General features: G+C 54.1%; 17 protein-coding genes, 1 tRNA gene and 2 pseudogenes. 9 read left to right on the forward strand and 11 right to left on the reverse strand.

The genetic code is table 11. The features are described from left to right. Positions 1-141: 141 nt before the first annotated feature. From SIB56_RS04420 to SIB56_RS04435, 4 genes and pseudogenes are all read left to right on the forward strand, one after another. Entirely contained in the window at positions 142-957 is an 816-nt protein-coding gene (locus SIB56_RS04420; RefSeq protein ID WP_413325799.1) for a hypothetical protein, read from the forward strand. 248 nt (positions 958-1205) lie between these two features. Further along, positions 1206-2295, forward strand: a pseudogene (locus tag SIB56_RS04425) (carbamoyl-phosphate synthase). A gap of 645 nt (positions 2296-2940) precedes the next feature. Further along, a tRNA-Pro gene (locus SIB56_RS04430) sits at positions 2941-3014 on the forward strand. Between the two features lie 242 nt (positions 3015-3256). Beyond that, positions 3257-3806 (forward strand): annotated as a pseudogene (locus SIB56_RS04435) (carbamoyl-phosphate synthase); the annotation flags it as partial. A gap of 603 nt (positions 3807-4409) precedes the next feature. On the opposite strand, the gene SIB56_RS04440 reads toward SIB56_RS04435, so the two are convergent. Further along, positions 4410-4850 (reverse strand): hypothetical protein, encoded by a 441-nt coding sequence (locus SIB56_RS04440; protein WP_413325801.1) that lies wholly within the window; start codon positions 4848-4850, stop codon positions 4410-4412. Positions 4851-5128: 278 nt separating this feature from the next. On the opposite strand from SIB56_RS04440, the gene SIB56_RS04445 reads away from it, so the two are divergent. The 3 genes from SIB56_RS04445 to SIB56_RS04455 all read left to right on the forward strand — a co-directional run bounded on the left by SIB56_RS04445 (position 5129) and on the right by SIB56_RS04455 (position 6395). Then, positions 5129-5440 carry a hypothetical protein gene (locus SIB56_RS04445; protein WP_413325803.1) on the forward strand — a complete coding sequence of 104 codons (312 nt, stop codon included), beginning with the start codon at positions 5129-5131 and terminating at the stop codon, positions 5438-5440. Positions 5441-5544: 104 nt separating this feature from the next. Continuing rightward, on the forward strand, positions 5545-5832 hold the full coding sequence (locus SIB56_RS04450; protein WP_413325805.1) for a hypothetical protein: 288 nt from the start codon (positions 5545-5547) through the stop codon (positions 5830-5832). 311 nt (positions 5833-6143) lie between these two features. Next, entirely contained in the window at positions 6144-6395 is a 252-nt protein-coding gene (locus SIB56_RS04455) for a hypothetical protein (RefSeq protein ID WP_413325807.1), read from the forward strand. A 610-nt stretch (positions 6396-7005) separates the two neighbouring features. Here the strand turns inward: SIB56_RS04455 and ccsB are convergent. The 7 genes from ccsB to SIB56_RS04490 all read right to left on the reverse strand — a co-directional run bounded on the left by ccsB (position 7006) and on the right by SIB56_RS04490 (position 13442). Then, on the reverse strand, positions 7006-7962 hold the full coding sequence (gene ccsB, locus SIB56_RS04460; RefSeq protein WP_413325809.1) for a c-type cytochrome biogenesis protein CcsB: 957 nt from the start codon (positions 7960-7962) through the stop codon (positions 7006-7008). A gap of 49 nt (positions 7963-8011) precedes the next feature. Next, complete coding sequence (locus SIB56_RS04465; RefSeq protein WP_413325811.1) at positions 8012-9175, reverse strand: LptF/LptG family permease; 1164 nt, start codon at positions 9173-9175, stop codon at positions 8012-8014. Beyond that, complete coding sequence (gene lptB, locus SIB56_RS04470; RefSeq protein WP_413325813.1) at positions 9175-9903, reverse strand: LPS export ABC transporter ATP-binding protein; 729 nt, start codon at positions 9901-9903, stop codon at positions 9175-9177. The genes SIB56_RS04465 and lptB overlap by 1 nt, the downstream gene beginning before the upstream one ends. Next, on the reverse strand, positions 9900-10340 hold the full coding sequence (locus SIB56_RS04475) for an LptA/OstA family protein (RefSeq protein ID WP_413325815.1): 441 nt from the start codon (positions 10338-10340) through the stop codon (positions 9900-9902). Before SIB56_RS04475 ends, lptB begins: the two co-directional genes overlap by 4 nt. Before the next feature lie 67 nt (positions 10341-10407). Further along, entirely contained in the window at positions 10408-10767 is a 360-nt protein-coding gene (locus SIB56_RS04480; protein ID WP_413325817.1) for a DUF309 domain-containing protein, read from the reverse strand. Then, positions 10764-12566, reverse strand: a complete 1803-nt coding sequence (gene typA, locus SIB56_RS04485; protein WP_413325819.1) for a translational GTPase TypA — start codon at positions 12564-12566, stop codon at positions 10764-10766. The genes SIB56_RS04480 and typA overlap by 4 nt, the downstream gene beginning before the upstream one ends. A gap of 123 nt (positions 12567-12689) precedes the next feature. Then, positions 12690-13442: a M15 family metallopeptidase gene (locus SIB56_RS04490; protein ID WP_413325820.1), complete on the reverse strand. Its 753-nt coding sequence runs from the start codon at positions 13440-13442 to the stop codon at positions 12690-12692. Between the two features lie 107 nt (positions 13443-13549). Here SIB56_RS04490 and chlP point away from each other — a divergent pair, with 107 nt between their 5' ends. After that, positions 13550-14923, forward strand: a complete 1374-nt coding sequence (chlP, locus tag SIB56_RS04495; protein WP_413325822.1) for a geranylgeranyl reductase — start codon at positions 13550-13552, stop codon at positions 14921-14923. Positions 14924-14949: 26 nt separating this feature from the next. Here chlP and glyS read toward each other — a convergent pair whose 3' ends face one another. Continuing rightward, the gene (gene glyS / locus SIB56_RS04500) at positions 14950-17109 is read right to left on the reverse strand and encodes a glycine--tRNA ligase subunit beta (protein ID WP_413325824.1); all 2160 of its coding nucleotides are present in this window, start codon (positions 17107-17109) and stop codon (positions 14950-14952) included. A gap of 127 nt (positions 17110-17236) precedes the next feature. Between glyS and SIB56_RS04505 the strand changes: the two genes are divergently transcribed. Then, complete coding sequence (locus SIB56_RS04505; protein ID WP_413327121.1) at positions 17237-18994, forward strand: NADPH-dependent assimilatory sulfite reductase hemoprotein subunit; 1758 nt, start codon at positions 17237-17239, stop codon at positions 18992-18994. Here SIB56_RS04505 and SIB56_RS04510 read toward each other — a convergent pair. Both SIB56_RS04510 and SIB56_RS04515 read right to left on the reverse strand, forming a co-directional pair. Next, on the reverse strand, positions 18970-19092 hold the full coding sequence (locus SIB56_RS04510; RefSeq protein ID WP_413325826.1) for a M15 family metallopeptidase: 123 nt from the start codon (positions 19090-19092) through the stop codon (positions 18970-18972). The genes SIB56_RS04505 and SIB56_RS04510 overlap by 25 nt on opposite strands. Next, the gene (locus SIB56_RS04515) at positions 19058-19696 is read right to left on the reverse strand and encodes a M15 family metallopeptidase (RefSeq protein ID WP_413325828.1); all 639 of its coding nucleotides are present in this window, start codon (positions 19694-19696) and stop codon (positions 19058-19060) included. The genes SIB56_RS04510 and SIB56_RS04515 overlap by 35 nt, the downstream gene beginning before the upstream one ends. Between the last annotated feature and the right edge of the window lie 10 nt (positions 19697-19706).

The raw sequence follows: 19706 nt of genomic DNA on the forward strand, positions 1-19706 counted from the left end.
TGGTGCATGAATATTTTGATCGTCACTTTTTTCTTGATAGCGCTATATGAAAATTAAGAAAATTGCATTACCAAAAACAGCGTCCGCAACGGGCGCAATCAAGCAAGACTTGGCATCATGTACTGACTGACGTCTAATCCAATGCTTTGCCGTCTCTCCATAGGACTGCTTGCTTTAACATCTCCAGTTTCTTTCTCTTTTCCTGTAGTAGCGAGAGAACAATGCTCTCCAAGGATCCTGTATGGGAGAATCAAATCAAAAACAGACAGCCTGGAAAAGCAACTAAGAAAAACGCTCGGGTCTAGACCGGGCATGCAAATTAAAAATGTTCTTTGGATCGGAGAAGGTAAATTCAAGCTCATCTGTAATGGTCAATACCCCGAGGAACTGCCTTTTAAGGCAACAAACTACCCGTCTGTCGATCGATCAGAGATTATTGGATGGACTAGAGGCGAAGGACTGGCAGGAAAACCGGGAGAATATATATTTCAAACCTCTGCCACAAAAGAACCAATTCCAATTATCTCGATGTACTCAGACGAGCTATTAAAATACGGTGCCTCAATTGCAAAATCAGGGGATGTTTTAAATACTCCCCAAAAAAGTGTCTTGGCAACATATATATATGGAGCAGATTATCTAGAAGATTTCGTTCTACCAAAGAACGGCCCCAGAATTGAGCGTCACCCAAATGACCACATGCTTACTCTTTTGGCGAAAGTTGATTCAAGAGAATCTTATTTCGTAGTTGGCAAAGTTGACTCAGGCAAGCTCAATCTTGCCGCTATAAGGCTTGAACCTGGCGTAACTCTTCATGTAAATGGAAATACAGTGCATACCAACGATTATGTGACCGGGGTTGTTCAAGAGATATATCCCAAAAAATGGGGAATTGATGAGGTGTTGTTGATGAATTCTAAGGGTGAGACAGTAACACTTATTCCATCTGATCGATAACCACTAAGTTATTAAAGCTGTGTGCTACAAAAGCCGAAGACATTGCCTTTTATCTGTGGTACAGCGGGTACTTGAACAATTTGCCACTGGACATCTTTACCTTGGAGAGGCGCACCATGTCGCAGTTGGCAAGCCGAGGGCTTTGTGGTGACTACTGGCTGAAGGAATAGGGCTGATTGCTGACTCGACGGTGAAGGCAAGCGCAACCAGGTAAAGCTCGGCATTATGCACGGACTGACGCCTGATCCATACTTCGCCGCCTCTCAATTGGATTAGTGGTTTCCGCTTTTGCCATCGCCCCACTGCCTTTAAAGGCACAGGAAGGCAGTGCTGATGACCTTGGGGTGATGAGCATCAGCCTCAAGGATGTGGTCAAGCCCACCTTTGGCTTCCAGGGCGCACTGAAGGGTGCTGGAATACCGAACCAAGCGGGTTCGGAGGGTTCCTGCCACTGTCTGTTGGCGACAACAGCGTCTGGTTCCTTGATGCCCTGATCAACGCCAACTTTGCTGACCGTGATAGCGATAGCGGCATCGTCAACACCGATGTGGCTGGCACCACCATCATCACGTCTACCCGGCTTGGCTATCGATGGCTGAATGGTGACCGCACCTGGATTTACGGGCTTAACGCTGGTTATGACAGCCGCCCGATAAATACAGGCGGAACCGATATCGGCATCATTGTCAGCGGCACAGAGAAGAGTGCTTTCTTCCAGCAGGTTGCAGTCAGTGCAGAAGCTGTTTCAAATGAATGGAACTTCAATGCTTATGCCTTACTTCCAGTTGGTGATAAAGAGCAAAAGATTAATTGGTTCTACTCAGCGGGCTCACTGGCAACTTATGGTCTTGATGTTGGCTACTTCATCAAGACTGAGCTGAATGCTTCTGTTGGTTACTACTACCAGGATGGTGATGGGTCAGTAGCCGATAGTTCTGGCGTGCTCGGAAGAGTTACCTACGAAATCAGTAGCGGCTTAACAGCAGGTGTGAATGTCTCCTACGACGAAGCATTCGAGACCAGAGTTTCAGCTGACCTTAAAGTTCGCTTTGGTCGTGCATCTACAACTACACAGCGCAAAGCAATACAACAACAACCTGTTATCAACGCTTTAACGTCAGCACCAAGCAACCGGACGTGAAGGGGCACGACTGTGTGGATATTATTTGTTCTAAAAGTGAGGTTCAAGCGGCTGAGGATCAATGTCCACCAAGGACAGAACTCAGTGGAAAACCCCCTAAAGCAATCAAAATAAGTGGATATCGTGAATTAAACGATGGCGTCTCTAGAATCTATTATGTATGTAATCCAAACCTCATTGGCCTAGACGAACATTAATCCTTTTCCAACCCTTGACCTCTCTAATAAATTGGCACTAATAAGCAGAAATCAGACAAAACGAAATCGCTAAAATAAGGGTGCAGCCATTGCAATCAACTGGCAGCTTCGGCCAATACTTTCTCTGTGTCAACCCGACGCACCGGGACGCCCAAGCAACTGTGCATCGTCATGGCCTGCAGGGATTCCCAGGCACTGGCTGAGAGTTGGTCATGACATCTATTGAAGTCACTACCATCGCTTGACTTCTAAAGACCTGAATGGAACCCATTACCTGGCTTGTCATCACTTGGGCTACCTATGGCGCTCAGCGAACCATTGCCGCTATGGAGAAGATCCCCCAAGCATCGATATAAAAGTGCTTGAGCAACTCAACGGTCATCAAGAATTGGCAACCCAAGGCCAGCGTGATGTGCATCGAAGGCGTCCGGGGTTTCTAAGACGCTCAGCTGGTTTCTCAATCTCAGCACTCAGTCAGGGGCATGGCTGCGGCTTGGCATTGAAGTCGAGTGACAAAGCGAGTGACAGCCGAGTGACAACGGGCTATCAGTTGAGCCTATGTGACCACACCTGACACAAGAAGGAAACCCACTGCAGCGCCTTGTTTCAGCCAGATCACCCTCAGCACCTACTATGTGGAGATAACGGGGCGTGGCGCAGCTTGGTAGCGCGGGTGCTTTGGGAGCACTAGGTCGCAGGTTCGAATCCTGTCGCCCCGATTGAGTGATTTGCCAGTGACTGACTGGTTTTACGGCTGCCCGCATGGTTTGCTTTTTTCATGCTGGCAACGGGCTAGCGTCAAAGGAGCGCCAAAAGCACACCCCATAGATCAGCACAGATACTCACTACCTCCAACGTCAGCGATCTGTGGTCTGCTGCCATCGTTGTCATTTCCGTTGGGTAACGACAGAGGGCGCAACCAGGCAAAGCCCGGCACCATGCGCCGACTGACGTCTGATCCATGCTCCGCCGCCTCTCAATTGGATTGCTTGGTTCTGCTGTTGCCATCGCCCCACTGCCTTTGAAGGCACAGGACAGCAGTGCAGAGGATCTGGGTGATGCGATGAGCATCAGTCTCCAGGAGGTGGTCAAGCCCAATTTTGGCTTCCAATAAGCACTGCAAAGTGCTGGCACTCCCAACCAAGCGGGTATCGGAGGGTTCCTGCCACTGTCTGTTAGCAACAACGTGTTTGGTTCGTTGATGCCCTGATCAGCGCCAACTTCGCTGATCGAGCTGTAGACAGCAGCATCATCAAACCGATGTTGCTGGCACCACTGTCAGTACCGCAACACGTGTTGGTTATCGCTGGCTGAATGGTGACCGCTCCTGGATGTTCGGACTGAATGCTGGTTATGACAGCCGGTCGTTGAAATCAGGTGATGCCGATACCGGCGTCAACGTCACCAACAAGAGGACTGTCGGGTTCCAGCAGATCGCACTGAATGCAGAAGCGGTTTCGAATAGCTGGACCTTGAACGGCTATGGACTGATCCCTGAGGGTGGTGAGGAAGACGGAGAAGAATGACGCCAACAAAAAAGGCCCGCGTGCTCATCGGGCCTTAAAGGGTGTGAGGAGCTGGAATCTCGGTGAGGAGAACCAACTAACCAAGGTTTTAGCCCTTACTTGTGTTGTTCCACCAACTGATTCACAAAGAACTGGCACAGTGCCTATCAGCTAGCTACTTTGTCCATGTGAGGAGAAAAGCTCACGGGGTGGAAACAAGTACACACTCCCGCAGTGTTTTTAAAACCCCTGCTTTTGGCGGGGGGTTATTTTTTTCTGATCAACTGCTGATGAAACCAATAGTCGAAAGCTGACTTTAGCTCGAATGGGGGATCACAGATTTGAATCCAGATCCGATGCTGTTAGCGATATGAGGTATCAGTGTGCTTACCGACTGGCATTGGTATAAAGACCTCACCGACGAGCAAAGAAGCCTGTATGAGGAACTGGTCGAGATAGAGACTGATATCTACTTTTCTCCTCGTGACTGCAAGCAACTGGTCAAAGGTCTTACACGGATAGGAATTCGAACCCCAAAACAACTCAGAGAATGGTTTATCGCTTTAGCCGAAGCAAAAGAAGACCATTAATCGAGGAAGAGTAAGATTTTCATTGATTCATGCCCTTTTCAGCAGTTTCTCTATCAGTGTTTTGACATGTGCCCGTCATCACCATTTTCAATAAAATATCATCTTGTGATGCAGTGTATTCCATGTTAAAGACTCCAGGAGGAGAGAACTCTATTGATGCTTTGCCTACACTTGTTACTCCATTTTCAACTTCTTTGAACTGATCTGTAGCAATACCATTGGCTATAGTTACGTCTTCCCAATCACCTGAGTTATCACTGGTGAGTCGGCTGTTAAGGGCATCTATTTTGTAAAAACCTTCAGTTGCCAAGTCTCTCTTCTCCAAAATCTCATTTGTACTTGACTGGATAGTAGTTTCAGTCGCTTTTACATCACATTTCAGATAGACGAGGTCATCAGCAACGGCAGGTAAAGCTGATAGTAGCGCGGCACCGATGAGTATAAGGTATTTCGTGACCACAGATTAGAGCCAACTCCCATTCCCAGTATCACCTAAAAGTCAGAAAGTGAGATATACCGAAAGGTAGGAATGGAGACTGAAGTGGTGAAGACCTTTCAGCTGGGAATGCTTGTGGTCATCTTTCTGGTCACCATTGTGATGGTGGAAGTGGAGTAAGGTAGAGAATCAAGCATGGATAGACCAACCGATACAAAGGGAGAACTGCGACGCCTCAAGGAGGAGAGGCAGAACTAAAGTGCCTTTACATCGATTGAAAAAGTTTGACTGCTGTCTTTCTGGTGTCCTCGTTCGTACTAGCAGTGCTCTTCTTGAATGAGAGGGATACCTCGAACAAAGCAGTCGAAGAGAAGGAGAGTGCAATCAAGAACTACAGAGGAGCAGAGAGATGGTTTGTAACTGCCATGTCTATGGCAAGCAATGAGCAAGAGATAGTAGATAGGCTTAAAGAGATAGAGAAAGTGGAGATTGGGAAATGGGATAGAGAGTGGAACTCAGAGAGTAATACCAGGATGAGCATGAAAGACCAAAGGTATGTGGATATATCTATACTCGAACATCTACTTAATATTCTGAGTAATAAAGGGGCATAGAGATTAGTAATTTCACAACCATGTCGATCCCTATAAACACTGCCCACAAAATCAAACAGATCCACTCTGAATTCTATAATTGTGTCATGGCAAGTTAAGCTTACATGAGCACAAATGAAAATATCAAGCGAATCTATTACTGGAATTATTTCCTTAGCGCTTTCGCTCACTCCAGTTCTGCTCGTCTTGCTTTTGGCAGCCTTTGCTTAGGGACAAGCGGTTTTGTGCTCGGCATCTTTATTTTTATGGCTGGCCAAATTTTTGAAGTTACCACCCTTTTTCTTGGAGTAATTGGTATCCTACAAAAAACAAAAGGGCAAATTACTGAATTTTTAAGGAAGACTATCTCCAACACTCATAGCACTTGCCTGCTGTATTTTGCGCTTTTCTAACGTCAAATTTTCTTTTCAAGGTTCATACTTACAGCCTACTAGTTCTCATAATGCAAGGAAGGTTTGTAATCACTTCATTGGTAGCTCATGGGTTGCTTGTTCCTAGCACCACTACCCATATCTAGCTCTCTGATTCATCTGCCACCTAAAAAGGTCAGGAATTCTGAAATCCTGTGCTATCAAGGAGAAGTTGTGGAGTTCAGTGGGAATTATTGATTTCTTTGCTGGACTCACTCGAGGAGTGGTTTAAAGCCTCGCTAGTGGCTGATGAATGAGCTACTCCTACATACGGCACGCATGAAACCAGCCTGATGTCCAGCAAGCAAAAGTTGTTGACCACAAGCCAATCAGCCTCCTTTTTGATTGCATTTGTTGTTATTATTTCCCTCTGGGTTCAAGTGCTTTTGAAATTGACACGTGAAGGTGTCATCGCTCTTCAGCCTATAACATTATCTGATTACATAATAATACTAGGATTGTTTGTAGCAGTCCCCCTAGTTGTCATTGCTATCTTTGTCGCATTTGCTGCTTATGTGGCTTTGAATAGAGCCAAGTCTCAATAGGCTACAATCAGCCTCAAAGAGGTTCTATGAGGGTTATTAAATATTCATCACCCAGGAATCAAAGTCTTTCCGAACAAAACTCTTTTTGCACTTGCGAGGGACATTTACTGTGCTGTGCCAATCATCACCTACAACTTTAATAAATATCGAAGATGTTTCATCATTTAGACTTTCATCAACCCTTATATCACGGTAGCAAATAATCCTTACTTCAATTGTTTTAATCGCATTGTCAACGTAAAAGCTCGCCAGGAGATATTCTTGGGGTTCGACTTTTCAAACAGTTTTATGCGAGTAATTCATGACACCATACCCTTCTCTTGTTGCTCGCATGATTGTGTCTCAATCTTAGTATTAGCTGATTTACTAATCAATAAAGCAAAACAGATTGGCTAAAGTTGTTTCATAGCTAACACTCAGCCAGAATACTTTAGTGCTTGCTAGCAAACCAGCCGATGATGCCTCGTTTCCTTCTCTAGTCGGCTTTCTTTTCTATCAATACGGTCCTAGAAACATGTGCTTTTGATTTCAGCAAAAACTTGTGATGCCAAAAAAAGCAGAGCGACAAAAAATAGAAGAGTTTTCATTGGTAAACCACTATGTTTACCCTTCAAGAAAAAAACCAGCCGTAGCTATGTAAACCGATACCTAGAAGGTTGACTCCTATATAACACACAGCAATCACCACCAGTCCTGACGCTGCAACCAGTGCCGGACGTCGGCCCTGCCAACCGCGACTGAGGCGGGTATGGAGATAGGCGGCATAAACCAGCCAACAAATCAGTGCCCAGGTTTCCTTCGGGTCCCAGCTCCACCAACTTCCCCAGGCTTCATTCGCCCAGACTGCACCGCTGATGATGCCAACCGTGAGCAACAGAAAGCCAACCGTGATCGTGCGGTAGCTCAGGCTGTCGAGCTGCTCGGTGCGACTGAAATGAATGGATGAAAGCTGAACTTCCGGTGGATTTTGCACAGCAACACCTCCTTCTGTTGCCATGACTTTTGGCTGTCGATAAGCGCCTGTTCCAATGGAGCTGCTGCGGAGTTCCAGTTCCTCGCCACGGTCTGTCAACAGAACTGCGACGGAAAGAAGTGAACCCACCATGAGTGCCGCATAACTGACCATGATCACACTCACATGCATCACCAGCCAGCTGCTGCGCAGCGCAGGCACCAGTGGTGATGCCTGCTGGAGCTGGTCAGGAAGAGCGAAACTCGCAAAGGCGATGCAGCCAAGTCCCATCGGTGTGGCTGCAGCTGCCACAAGTGGCGAGGACCAGCTGCGTTCAACCAGCAGCTGGGTGAGTGTGCAGGCCCAGGCGAGAAAACAGAGCGACTCGTAGAGGTTGCTGATCGGAAAATGTCCGGATTGCCACCAGCGCAGCACAAGCTGGGCCGTCAGCAACAGGTTGGACAGTGCGATCAGTGAGCGAACGCCGCTCGAGCTTCGACCGTTGGACAGAGCCCAGAAACTCCAGGGAAGTGCAGCAAGCAGAAGAGCAAAGGCCATCAGACCCAGAAGCAGAACGGGTTCGGAGACGATCACTTCCAGACCGGATAAGCCCATCAATCACCTCGCAAAGAGGACTCACTGGCTCTGATTCTGACGGGCAGGGTCATTGACTGGCCTGTCTGAGTAGGAAACCGCCACCAGCCAAAGAGATCAGCACTGGACTCCAGGCAGCAAGAACGGCTGGAAGGGTGCCCTTGACACCCAGGGCGCTGAAGCTGAAGGCAAGTAGGTAGTAGACAAGGATCATGACGATGCTGAGCGCAAAGCCCTGGCCACGACTGGTTCGGTTGTTGGGCTTGGCGCCCAGGCTTGATCCGATCAAGCCGAAAACGAGACAAGCCATGGGAAACGTGAATTTCTCCTGGATCCGGACCTGAAGCTTTCTGGCACCCTTCAGATCCCCTGCGCTTTGCAGCAGCTGCTCGGCCTGCAGCGCTTCGGCCACGGTCATGTTGTTGGCATCTTTCGGCAGTTTGGCGATCCTGATCGGTGCTGCACTGAATGGATACAGGTAGCGGTCGAAATCAGCAGAGGTTGTGCTTCCCGATGGAGTGAGAGTGAGGATCTGACCGTTGAGAAACTCCCACTTTGCTTCCTGCTTGTTCCATTCAGCGCTCTCGGCGAGGAGCATCTGAGTGAAGCCTGCCCTGGAAAAATCCAGGAGGGTGACCCGCGTCATGGTGCCATCCCTGAACTTGTTCGCATAAAAAAGCTGGAGCAGACCCTTGCTCGATGAACCGTCAGGCTCCTCCACTCGTCCGAAACGCGGATAGATGATGTTGTCGCCTTTCTCGGTGGAGATTGCTTTACCGAGTGCCCTGCGCAGAGTCACCTCAGCCGCGCGGTTGCTTCGCGGCACCAGAACGTCATTGAATAGGAATGTGAGGCTTGACATCACCAGAGCCAGCACAAGTGCTGGGATGATCATGCGCGTGGCCGAAACCCCAACGCTGCGCAAGGCCGTTAGTTCGCTGTTTGTGGAGAGTCGCCCGTAGGCAAGCAACGTGGCAAACAGGGTGGCCATCGGGAAGGAGAGAACCAGAAAGCTGGGCAGACGCTGCAAGAGCACCTGAATGGCAATCAGCACGGGCAGATTGAATTCAGCGATCTGCCGAACCAGTTCAACCAGCACGCCCACCGTGAGTGCAAGCACCGTGAACATGGCGATGGCGAACAGAAGCGGACCGATCAGCTCACCAAGCAGCCAGCGATCAAGCAGCGGAATCCTGCGCAGATAGGACTGAGTTCTCTGGATCAGAACCTCCATCACAACTGAAAACCCTCGCCGAGGTAATGACGACGCACCAGAGGGTCTGAAGCCACCTCACCCGAAAGCCCTGAAGCGAGAACGCTTCCATCGGTGAGGATGTAGGCCCGATCAGTGATGGCCAGGGTCTCTCTCACATTGTGATCGGTGATCAGGATGCCCATTCCCCGTTGACGCAGCGCCTGAATCAGCTGCTGAAGATCAGCAACAGCCAGGGGATCGACTCCGGCGAAAGGCTCATCCAGCAGGAGATAACGGGGGCCTTCCAGGCCGACAGCAAGAGCACGGGCCACCTCGCAGCGACGACGTTCGCCACCGGAGAGCTGAAAGCCTTTGCGATTCAGAAAAGGCTGAAGATGAAAATCATCGATCAGTTGATGCAGTCGTTCGCGTGCTTGAGGCTTGGCCAGGCCTGCCTGAGACAGAACGAGCTCAAGGTTTTCCCGCACCGTTAACTGTCTGAACACACTGGGTTCCTGTGGCAGATAGCCGATCCCGAGGCGTGCCCTCTGAGGCATCGAAAGACTGGCCACGGGATGTCCATCCATCAGCACCTCGCCCCGATCGGGCTTGAGCAAGCCGATCACAAGATTGAAACTGGTGGTTTTTCCAGCACCGTTCGGACCCAGAAGACCGATCACTTCACCGGGATCCAGCGTCAGCGTGAGATCATTCACCAGAGGTCGACCTCCCAGAGTCAGAGAGACCTGATTGAGACTGAGACTCATGGTGTGAGCGGGGTCTGCGCTGACTGATCAGAACGCAGAATCATGGTGGAGCGCACCTGCCCACCATCACGAGGAGATGCGACCGCACGTTCGTCCTCAAGGTCGTAGGTCACCCGTTCAGCCCTGAGTGTGTTGCCATCCTCCTGCACGACGTCGACGTCACCACTCAGAACAAGACGACCCTCGCGGCTGAAATACTGAGCCTGCCGCGATGTCGCGACCATGCCACGCGAGGGATAGACGATGCGGACATTGCCGACGGCAGTCACAACACCCGTCACATTGTCGGCCGTCTGGCTATCCGATTCGATGGTGATCAGACCATCCTCGGACGGGGGGCCATCCAGAGGTCCCGTGAGCTCCTGTGCCAGGCAGGGTGCGTTCAACGACAGCACAAATCCCGCACACCAGAGCAAGGAAGGCCGCAGCACTGTCATCGATCGCTGAATCAGTGGGAACACGATCAGGACAGGATCTTGAAGGAAGGGCTCATCGTCCCACGAATCACTGCAGGAAAAGCAGTCTGGGTGGCGGTAAAACCTCCGGGTCCGACCCGGCCTGAAGGGCGCTCAGGCGGTCGGAAACCGCAGTGTGCAGCGCAGTGAGATCAAGCCCCAGGGCACTGGGCAAAGAAGGTCGCAGACGGCCGATCCCCTCGCCGAGGAGGATGGTTGCACCGTTGGTGTTGCCGCGTTCAAGATGAACATGAGCGACAGCGATCTGCACAAACGCCTGAATCAGCTTGCGTTCGGGATCGATCTGCTCGTGCCAGATCTCTTCGAAGGCATCATGTGCTTCGTACCAGGCTCCGGAATTGAACAACTCCAGAGCCTCGGGAAAACGGGGATCGTCCAGAGCGCTCAACGTTTGGCCATCTTTTTGGCAGGTAATTTGCGCAGACGAATCGACTCCGGAGTCACCTCCAGCATTTCTCCGGGACCGATGTACTCAAGCGCGCGCTCAAGTGTCATCTGCACAGGAGACTGAAGAGTGTCGAGCTCTTCAGCTCCAGCGGAGCGCATGTTGGTCAGCTGCTTTGACTTGCAGACATTGATCTCCAGGTCCTGGGGACGATTGTTTTCGCCGATGATCATGCCTTTGTAGACCTTGGTTCCCGGAGCAATGAAGAACTGACCACGATCTTCCGCATTCTTGAGCGCGTAGAAGGTGGCGGTGCCCTCTTCAAAGGCAATCAGCACACCGTTGCGGCGGGTGTCGAATTCACCCGTCATCGGCCGATACTCAAAGAAGGAATGACTCATGATGCCTTCACCGCGGGTGGCACGAATGAATTCACCTCGGAAACCGATCAGGCCGCGTGAAGGCACAACGAACTCAAGTTGAGTTCTGCCATCAGAACTGGTTTCCATGTTCTGCATCTCAGCCTTGCGTGTTCCCAGCTTTTCAATGCAGCTGCCAACCGCAGCTTCGGGTACATCCATGACCAGCGTCTCGACGGGCTCGCAGGGGGTGCCGTCAATGGTTCTGAAAATCACCTGAGGCTGAGACACCTGGAACTCGTAGCCCTCACGCCGCATCGTCTCGATCAGGATGCCGAGGTGCAGCTCCCCGCGACCACTCACGGCGAAACGATCCGGTGAATCAGTGTCCTCCACCCGCAGAGCGACGTTGGTCAGCAGCTCCCGTTGAAGACGATCCCTCACCTGACGACTGGTCACGAACTTGCCTTCCTTTCCGGCGAAGGGTGAGTCGTTGACCACGAAGGTCATCTGCAGGGTTGGCTCATCCACCTTGATGAGGGGGAGGGCCTTGGGTTCATCCGGGCAGGCGATCGTCTCACCGATATTGACGTCGTCAAATCCGGCCACAGCTACAAGATCGCCAGCTGAGGCTTCACTGATTTCAACGCGCTGAAGCCCTTCAAATCCAAGCAGTTTGCTGATCCGTCCCTTCTTGACGCTGCCGTCATCCTTGATCAGAGCAGCATTCTGACCTTGCCTGATCACGCCGTTGTGCACACGGCCGATAATGATCCTGCCGAGGAAATCGGAGTAATCGAGTGTGGTGATCTGCAGCTGAAGGGGCTTTGCGGCATCACCCACCGGAGGCGGAACGTGGCGCAGGATCGCGTCGAAGAGCGGACGCATGGTGTCGCTCTCGGTTTTCATGTCTGGCTTGGCGAAACCTCCAAGGCCGCTTCCGAACAAATAAGGAAAATCGCACTGATCGTCATCTGCACCAAGCTCCAGGAACAGATCGAGCACCTTGTCAACAGCGGTTTCAGGGTCAACCCTGGCGCGGTCGATCTTGTTGACGAACACGATGGGACGCAGACCCTGCTCGAGTGCTTTTTTCAGCACGAAACGGGTCTGAGGCATCGGCCCTTCATTGGCATCAACGATCAGAAGGCAACCGTCCACCATGCCGAGGACACGTTCCACCTCACCCCCGAAATCAGCGTGTCCAGGGGTATCGACAATGTTGATACGGGTGTCGTTGTAGGTGACAGCCGTGTTCTTGGACAGAATCGTGATGCCGCGCTCACGCTCCAGATCGTTGGAGTCCATGACGCAGGTTGGCACCGCCTCGTTGTCTCGGAAGATGCCTGACTGGGCGAGCAGCGAGTCGACCAGGGTCGTCTTGCCATGGTCGACGTGGGCGATGATCGCGATGTTGCGAATCGCCTTTTGCTGGGCGCTCATGGGGGTCTGTAGGGGGCGGAATGTCTCAGAGCGCCCGCAGGCGCAGCCGAAGCACCTTATCTCAACGTGAGATCAATTCGGGGCAATATGGACGATCCACCGGCTGCGGGTGATCAGAAGGCTTCAGCGGCCGCTGGCGAGGCGACGGGCAGGTTCGAAACGGCGTAACGCCTCAGCGGAACCCTCGAAACGCCAATGCCATGGCTCATAGCTGACACCCTGCGAGTTCACTGCAGGGAAGGAAAGTGTGTAGTGGTAACTGGCTGCATGATCCTGAAGCCAGCTGAAGGCAGCGGTCTGCTCAAAGAATTCGGACAGATTACTCGCCGGATCAGCTCCATCACCGAGATCGACCGCATAACCGGTGCTGTGTTCTGAGTAACCGGGCGGAGCGGAGACCTTGGCCCTCTCAGCAGCCGTTTGATTGCGCTCGGATTTCACATCAAAAAAGATGCTCTTCTGAAGCTGCTGGGAACGGTATCCGCTCAGCAACCTCAGATCGATCCCGTCCGCTGCTGCAGCGCGACGCATGGCGTCGAGAGCGATGGCTGCATCGCGATGCAGTTCGACCCCTGGCTCCACAGGAACAAGCTCATCCATCTCGGCTTCCGGATACGGGAAATGACCGAGAAGTCGTCCATCACGGCCGGGCTGCTCATCGATCCCTTCAACGATCTGGGGCCTGGAAGTGAAAGGCAGCAGATCGGGAATGAACAGCACCGTCGCCAGGGAAATTGAAAAAACGGTGCCGCAGGCAATCAGAAGCCCCAGACCGCCGCCCCGCTTCGGTTGAGAGGAACGACTGCGGCGTGCGACGGGGATGTCATCGCGGCTGCTGTCACGCTTCCTGCTGCGTGTGACGACAGCCCGGGACAAGAGAACAGTTCAATGTTGTTTCGATCGTAAGGGGGTGCGCCAGTGCTGAAGGCACAAGCTCTCTCAGCGGTGTAGCTTCGATTTATAGTCCGGCGGAGTGTGCTGAGATGCTGAGAGTTGCCGTCATCGGTGGAGGACCGAGTGGATCCTGTGCGGCCGAAGTCCTAGCGAAAGCTGGCATCAGCACCTGGTTGTTCGAGCGCAAACTCGACAATGCCAAGCCCTGCGGCGGGGCGATTCCGCTCTGCATGGTGGAGGAATTCGAATTGCCCGAATCGATCATCGATCGGAAAGTCCGCAACATGAAGATGATTTCCCCCTCCAACAAGGAGGTGGACATCAGGCTCGATCCGCTGGGCTACGACAACGATGCCTACATCGGCATGTGTCGCCGCGAGGTTTTTGATGCGTTCCTGCGCAACCGTTCCGCAGAGCTCGGCGCCACTCTCGTGAATGCCCTCGTGCAGAAGATCGACACCGGTTCCAACCGTCAGGGGCCCTACACCCTTCATTACGCCGATTTCGGCAACGGCGGTCCCACCGGTGAGATGAAGACCCTTGAAGTGGATCTGATCATCGGCGCCGATGGTGCCAACTCGCGAGTCGCTAAGGCCATGGATGCCGGCGATTACAACGTGGCCATCGCCTTCCAGGAACGCATCAAGCTGCCTGCCGAGGAGATGACCTACTACGAAGACCTCGCCGAAATGTATGTCGGCACTGACGTTTCTCCTGACTTCTACGCCTGGGTGTTTCCCAAGTTTGACCATGTGGCGGTGGGGACCGGAACGATGCAGCAGAACCAGTCGCTGATCAAAGGTCTTCAGAAAGGGATCCGGGAGCGTGCACGCAAGCGACTCTTCAAGGGTGAGGTCATCAAGGTCGAAGCCCACCCGATCCCTGAACACCCCAGACCCAGGCGCGTTGTGGGTCGCATGGCCCTGGTGGGAGATGCCGCTGGATATGTCACAAAGAGTTCCGGGGAAGGGATCTACTTCGCGGCCAAGAGTGGACGAATGTGCGCCGAAGCCATTGTGGAGATTTCCGAGAACGGAACCCGCATCCCCACCGAGAAGCAGATCAAATCGACCTACCTGAAGCGCTGGGACCGCAAATACGGAGCCACCTACGCGGTGCTCGACATTCTTCAGAGGATTTTCTACCGCAACGACGCAGCAAGAGAAGCGTTCGTCGAAATGTGCGACGACCGGGACGTGCAGAAGCTCACCTTCGACAGTTACCTCTACAAGCGGGTGGTGATGATGAATCCGTGGCAGCAGGTCAAACTCACGCTGCGCACCCTGGGCAGTCTGCTGAGGGGGCAGGCACTTGCACCCTCCAACTACGGTTCGGTGCCGTCCGCCGTTGGACGCAGTGACGGTGACTTCCTGGCGGAGGAAGCCGCACAGGCCATCAAAACCCAGACCGAGGAAGACACCGCTTCGAGCAGCGACGAACGGTCAACAGTGACCACCGGTTGAACGCATCGCCAATCCAGTCCTGAAGATCAGGACTGGATGTTGTCGAAACACGCCAGCACAGAAGCCTGATTGCGCAACACACCCAGCAGATTCAGACGGTTACGGCGGACAGCATCGTCCTCAGCCATCACCATCACGCTGTTGTCACCATCGAAGAAGGCTTCGAGAGCGCGTGCTGCACCCTGTAATCCAGCAGCCAGTCCCTCGTAGTCGCAGCACTCAGCGAGAGGACTGAGTGTCTGCAGCTGATTGAGCAGGTCAGATTCGCTGGGCGAGTCGAACAGAGAGGATTCGATCACGGGCCCGGGAAGCAGCTGAGAGGCATCGAGATCGCCCTTTTCAGCAAGTTTTGAAGCACGCTGAACCACCGCCTGAACGGCCTGAAGGCGACCATCCGCCCTGAGATCCTTCAGCAGCAGGAGTCTTTCCCGTGCATCGACAGGATCCTGAAGCAGGCGTTCGCTGCTCACAGCCTCTCCACTCACGGCCTGTACAAGATCGGGAGGAAAGCCGTCCTCCTCGAACTGACTAACCATGCGTTGCCGCAACAACTGACCCAGATCGTCGGCGAGCGTGGCGGCGTCGCACTGAAATGCCGGGAACAGATCGACCCAGTGCGCTGCAGCTTTGCCGAGAAGAGTCTGCAACGGCAAGCGCCAGACGCGATCCCAGAGAATCTGAACGATCCCGTTGCCGGCACGGCGAAGCGCATAGGGGTCGGATGAGCCTGTGGGACGCTGACCCTTGGCGAAGATGCTGAGCAGCAGCTCAAGTCGCTCAGCCAGGGCGAGAAGAGCACCGACGTCACTTGAAGGAGGCGCATCGCCAGCACCTGCTGGCTGGTAGTGCTCAGCCACGGCCAGGGCCACTTCACGCGGCTCTCCCTCTTCAAGCAGATACTTTCCGCCCATCAGGCCCTGCAGTTCAGGGAATTCACCCACCATCTGGCTGACAAGGTCGTGCTTGCAGAGACAGGCAGCCCGGCGCGCATGAGCTGTCAGTGATTCAGTCCCTGCCAGGGACTGAATCAGCTGCTCCATCACCCAGCTGATTCGATCGCTGCGATCCAGAAGGCTGCCCAGACCTTCAGCGAACGTGACGCGATCGAGCTCCTGGCGTCGCTGCTCGCTTGGCTGGCGGCGATCAACATTGAGAAAGAACTCCGCATCCGCCAGACGGGCGCTGAGGACTCGCTGGTTGCCACTGACAATCGTGCTTGAGGCCTCGGACAAGCCATTGCCCACGAGCAGGAAATCAGAGCGCAACACACCACGGGCCTCAAGCTGAAGCGGATCAGGATTCGACCTCGGTTGCCTGAGAGGCACGTAGCGCTGATGTGACTGCATCACCGTGACGATCACTTCAGGTGGCAGATCCAGATAGCGATCAGCGATTTCGCCCTTCAGGACGATCGGCGCCTCCACCAGATCCACCAGTTCCTGGAAAAGGCTCTCCGGGCAATCCGCTTCACCTCCACAGGAGTCGGCCTCAGCAACAATGGACCTGCGGATGGTGTCGGCACGTTGATCGCGGTTCACCATCACACCGGCTTCGGCAAGAAGCGCCGGTAGTTCATCCGCAGATTTCAACTCGGGCAGGGTGTGGTGAAGACGATGCCCGCGGCTGTGACGACCACTGCGCACAACAGGATCGGAGGCCTCCAGCGTCACGGGAATCAGCGCATCACCCAGCAGCGCGACAAGCCAGCGCACGGGGCGACTGAATCGCTGTTCTCCGCTCCCCCAGCGCATGAAACGACGTCCCTGCAGGCCGTCGATCCACTTGGGGATGAAGTCCTGCAACAGAACTGCGCTCTCCTGACCCGGGGTGCAGACCCTGGCGAACAGGCAGGGGCCTTTGGGCGTATCACGGCTTTCGAGCTCTGCAGGGTCCACACCGCAACGCTTTGCGAAACCGATGGCCGCAGGTCCCGGCTGACCATCAACCAGAGCCTGAGAAACCGGAGGACCTTTGCGATCTTCCTCAAGATCAGGCTGCGAATCGATGAGATCGCTGATCTGAACAAGTAATCGGCGTGGTGTTCCGCTCACTGAGAGAGATCCGTGCTCGAGTCGCAGCTCCTTCAGATCGCTTCGGACACGCCGCTCGAGCTGCTGAAGCGCTGAGCGCACGAAATCAGCCGGTAATTCCTCAGTGCCGATCTCGAGCAGAAACGTGTTTGCCACTCAACGTGCCAAGACAGGTGGCGACTGTATGAGACGCTGCTTCGCTAGTTTCAAATGCAACAACGCGACACGAGTGAGCGACGGACTGACAGCCACCTCCAATGCACATGAGGACGTCGTCTCCTCAGTGCTGGATGGGCCTGCAGCGCGCACCGAGTCGATTGACACCGCACTCTCGAAAGCTGAGAAAAGAAAGCTTTACAGCGGCCATCTGCGTGAGCCGCTGCAGTCGGAACTGCTCAACGACGACATCCGTTTCAGTGAGGACGCTGTACAGCTGCTGAAATTCCATGGCAGCTATCAGCAGAACCACCGCGAACTGCGCAAAACCGACAAGGTGCGTTGCTGGCAGATGATGCTGCGGCTGCGAAACCCAGGCGGTCGGGTCCCTGCTGATCTGTTCGCAGCTCTCGATGATCTTTCAGACCAGTACGGCGACGGCACGCTGCGCGCAACCACACGGCAGGCCTTTCAGATGCACGGTGTGCCGAAGGGGGACCTGAAGACCGTGATCGGAACCATCATCTCCAATCTTGGTTCGACCCTTGCGGCCTGCGGAGACATCAACCGCAACGTGATGGCACCCCCTGCTCCGTATGAAAAGGGGGCGTACCCGGCGGCTCGGGCACTCGCAGATCAGATCGCTGATCTGCTCAGCCCTGAAGCTGCCGAAGGGTCCTATCTGGACATGTGGATCGACGGCGACCACAGCTATCGCTTTCAGCCGGCCACGAAAGTTCGCAAAGCACGCACACGGCAACAGAAGGGAGGTGTATTTTCCGGCAGTGGAGCCGAACCCCTCTACGGAGACACCTACCTGCCTCGGAAATTCAAGGTCGCCGTCACAGTTCCTGGCGACAACTCCGTCGATCTGCTGACCCAGGACATCGGTCTGGTGGCCTTCGCCGATGCGAGCGGAGCCCTCCAAGGCTGCAACGTCTACGTCGGAGGCGGGATGGGCCGCACCCACAACCAGGAGGACACTTTTGCGAGAACCGCCGATGAGCTCGGCTACGTCAAGGCAGCGGAGATCTTTGATCTGCTGCAGTCGATCATGGCTCTTCAGCGCGATCACGGAGACCGCGAGGTCCGCAAGCATGCCCGCATGAAGTATCTCCTGTATCAGCGGGGAATCAGCTGGTTCAGAACCACACTTCGAAAGAGCTACTTCAAGGGTGAGCTGAAGGGCCTGCGTCAGGAACCTGTCGCGAAGCTTCAGGACTACCTGGGTTGGCATCGACAGAGGAAGGGGCTCTGGTTCGTCGGGATTCCGATGATGTGCGGACGGCTCGAGGGAGCAGTGAAGAACGGCCTGCGCAGAATTGTGCAGACCTATCAGCTGGAGGTGCGCCTCACGGCCAATCAGGACCTCCTGCTCTGCAACATCGGAGCCGCGCAGAAAACCTCCATCAAGGACGCTCTGGCTGAGCTGGGATTCGAGCTTCCCGGGGAACCCGCCCCTCTGGCCCGTCATGCGATCGCCTGCCCTGCGCTGCCGACATGCGGGTTGGCGATCACGGAAGCGGAGCGGATCCTCCCCGAGGTTCTTGACCGACTTGACGCACTGCTGCGGAAGCTGGAGATCGACCAATCTGTGCTGGTAAGGATGACCGGATGCCCGAATGGATGCGCTCGTCCCTACATGGCAGAACTGGCACTGGTGGGCAGTGGCCTGAATCAGTATCAGCTATGGCTGGGCGGCACGCCGAACCTTCAGGTGCTGGCCCGACCGTTTCTGCAGAAGATGCCTCTCGATGAACTCGAATCAACCCTGGAGCCATTGCTGATTGATTGGAAACAGTCCGGAGTCAGGCGCAGTTTCGGTGCCCATGTCAACCGGCTCGGAGATGAGTTGGTTCATCAACTACTGGGAACAGACGCGTAGATGGCCTCATCCATCTTGCGTTGCCAAGCCCAGAGCTGATCACCATGGCTGAAGTGCCACCATTCATTGGGATGTCTTGCGAACCCCGCCTCCGTCATTCACGTCGTTGAGCAAACATCGACGTCCGTGCCAGAGGGCTGCAGTGCCTTCCGGATTTGACTCGGCCTCTTCCGCGTGGTGATCAGGGACGGACTGCTCGCCGATAGCGTCGATCTCCCCGCCCATTTCCAACGGCTCACCGGAGCTGTCCGCAAGAGTGAGGTCCACAGCACCACCAGTGCTGTGTGGTGGCGGTGTGCGGGGATCCGGACTCGGCGGTGCCCAGAAGCGGGCCACGTCGTTGCGCACCTGTTCAAGAGCCTGCGTCTTCAACGGATCCGAGGGATCAAAACCGAGCGAACGGCACTGCTCCTGGATGGAGTGATCGACCATGAAAGCCTGGACCCGGATCGGCCTCCAAGCATCGAAGATCGCCAGCTGCAAGTCACCGACCTCGGGGTCGCTTCTCCGCGACAACAGCTGTTGCGCCGTGACCAGCCGCTTCAGAACACCTGAACGCAGCCGATAGGGGTCGGCATCCTCGCCGTAGGGTGCGCCCACGCAGGCATAGGGATGGGGCTCAAGGCACAGAAACTGCGGCTTGAGAGCGACAAGCGGTTCGCCGCAGTCATCGATCACCACATCGCTCCAGGGACGACGCATCCGATCTCAG

The sequence above is a fragment of the Synechococcus sp. MIT S9503 genome (assembly GCF_047304175.1).
Classification (GTDB): domain Bacteria; phylum Cyanobacteriota; class Cyanobacteriia; order PCC-6307; family Cyanobiaceae; genus Synechococcus_C.

What these genes read in the sequence shown, in the direction of transcription:
- lptB (WP_413325813.1), bottom strand. Translation starts at nt 9,903, where the DNA reads ATGAGTCTCAGTCTCAATCAGGTCTCTCTGACTCTGGGAGGTCGACCT.
- SIB56_RS04450 (WP_413325805.1), top strand. Translation starts at nt 5,545, where the DNA reads ATGAGCACAAATGAAAATATCAAGCGAATCTATTACTGGAATTATTTC.
- typA (WP_413325819.1), bottom strand. Translation starts at nt 12,566, where the DNA reads ATGAGCGCCCAGCAAAAGGCGATTCGCAACATCGCGATCATCGCCCAC.
- SIB56_RS04515 (WP_413325828.1), bottom strand. Translation starts at nt 19,696, where the DNA reads ATGCGTCGTCCCTGGAGCGATGTGGTGATCGATGACTGCGGCGAACCG.
- SIB56_RS04465 (WP_413325811.1), bottom strand. Translation starts at nt 9,175, where the DNA reads ATGGAGGTTCTGATCCAGAGAACTCAGTCCTATCTGCGCAGGATTCCG.
- SIB56_RS04510 (WP_413325826.1), bottom strand. Translation starts at nt 19,092, where the DNA reads ATGACGGAGGCGGGGTTCGCAAGACATCCCAATGAATGGTGGCACTTC.
- ccsB (WP_413325809.1), bottom strand. Translation starts at nt 7,962, where the DNA reads ATGGGCTTATCCGGTCTGGAAGTGATCGTCTCCGAACCCGTTCTGCTT.
- SIB56_RS04420 (WP_413325799.1), top strand. Translation starts at nt 142, where the DNA reads ATGCTTTGCCGTCTCTCCATAGGACTGCTTGCTTTAACATCTCCAGTT.
- SIB56_RS04455 (WP_413325807.1), top strand. Translation starts at nt 6,144, where the DNA reads ATGTCCAGCAAGCAAAAGTTGTTGACCACAAGCCAATCAGCCTCCTTT.
- SIB56_RS04475 (WP_413325815.1), bottom strand. Translation starts at nt 10,340, where the DNA reads ATGACAGTGCTGCGGCCTTCCTTGCTCTGGTGTGCGGGATTTGTGCTG.
- chlP (WP_413325822.1), top strand. Translation starts at nt 13,550, where the DNA reads ATGCTGAGAGTTGCCGTCATCGGTGGAGGACCGAGTGGATCCTGTGCG.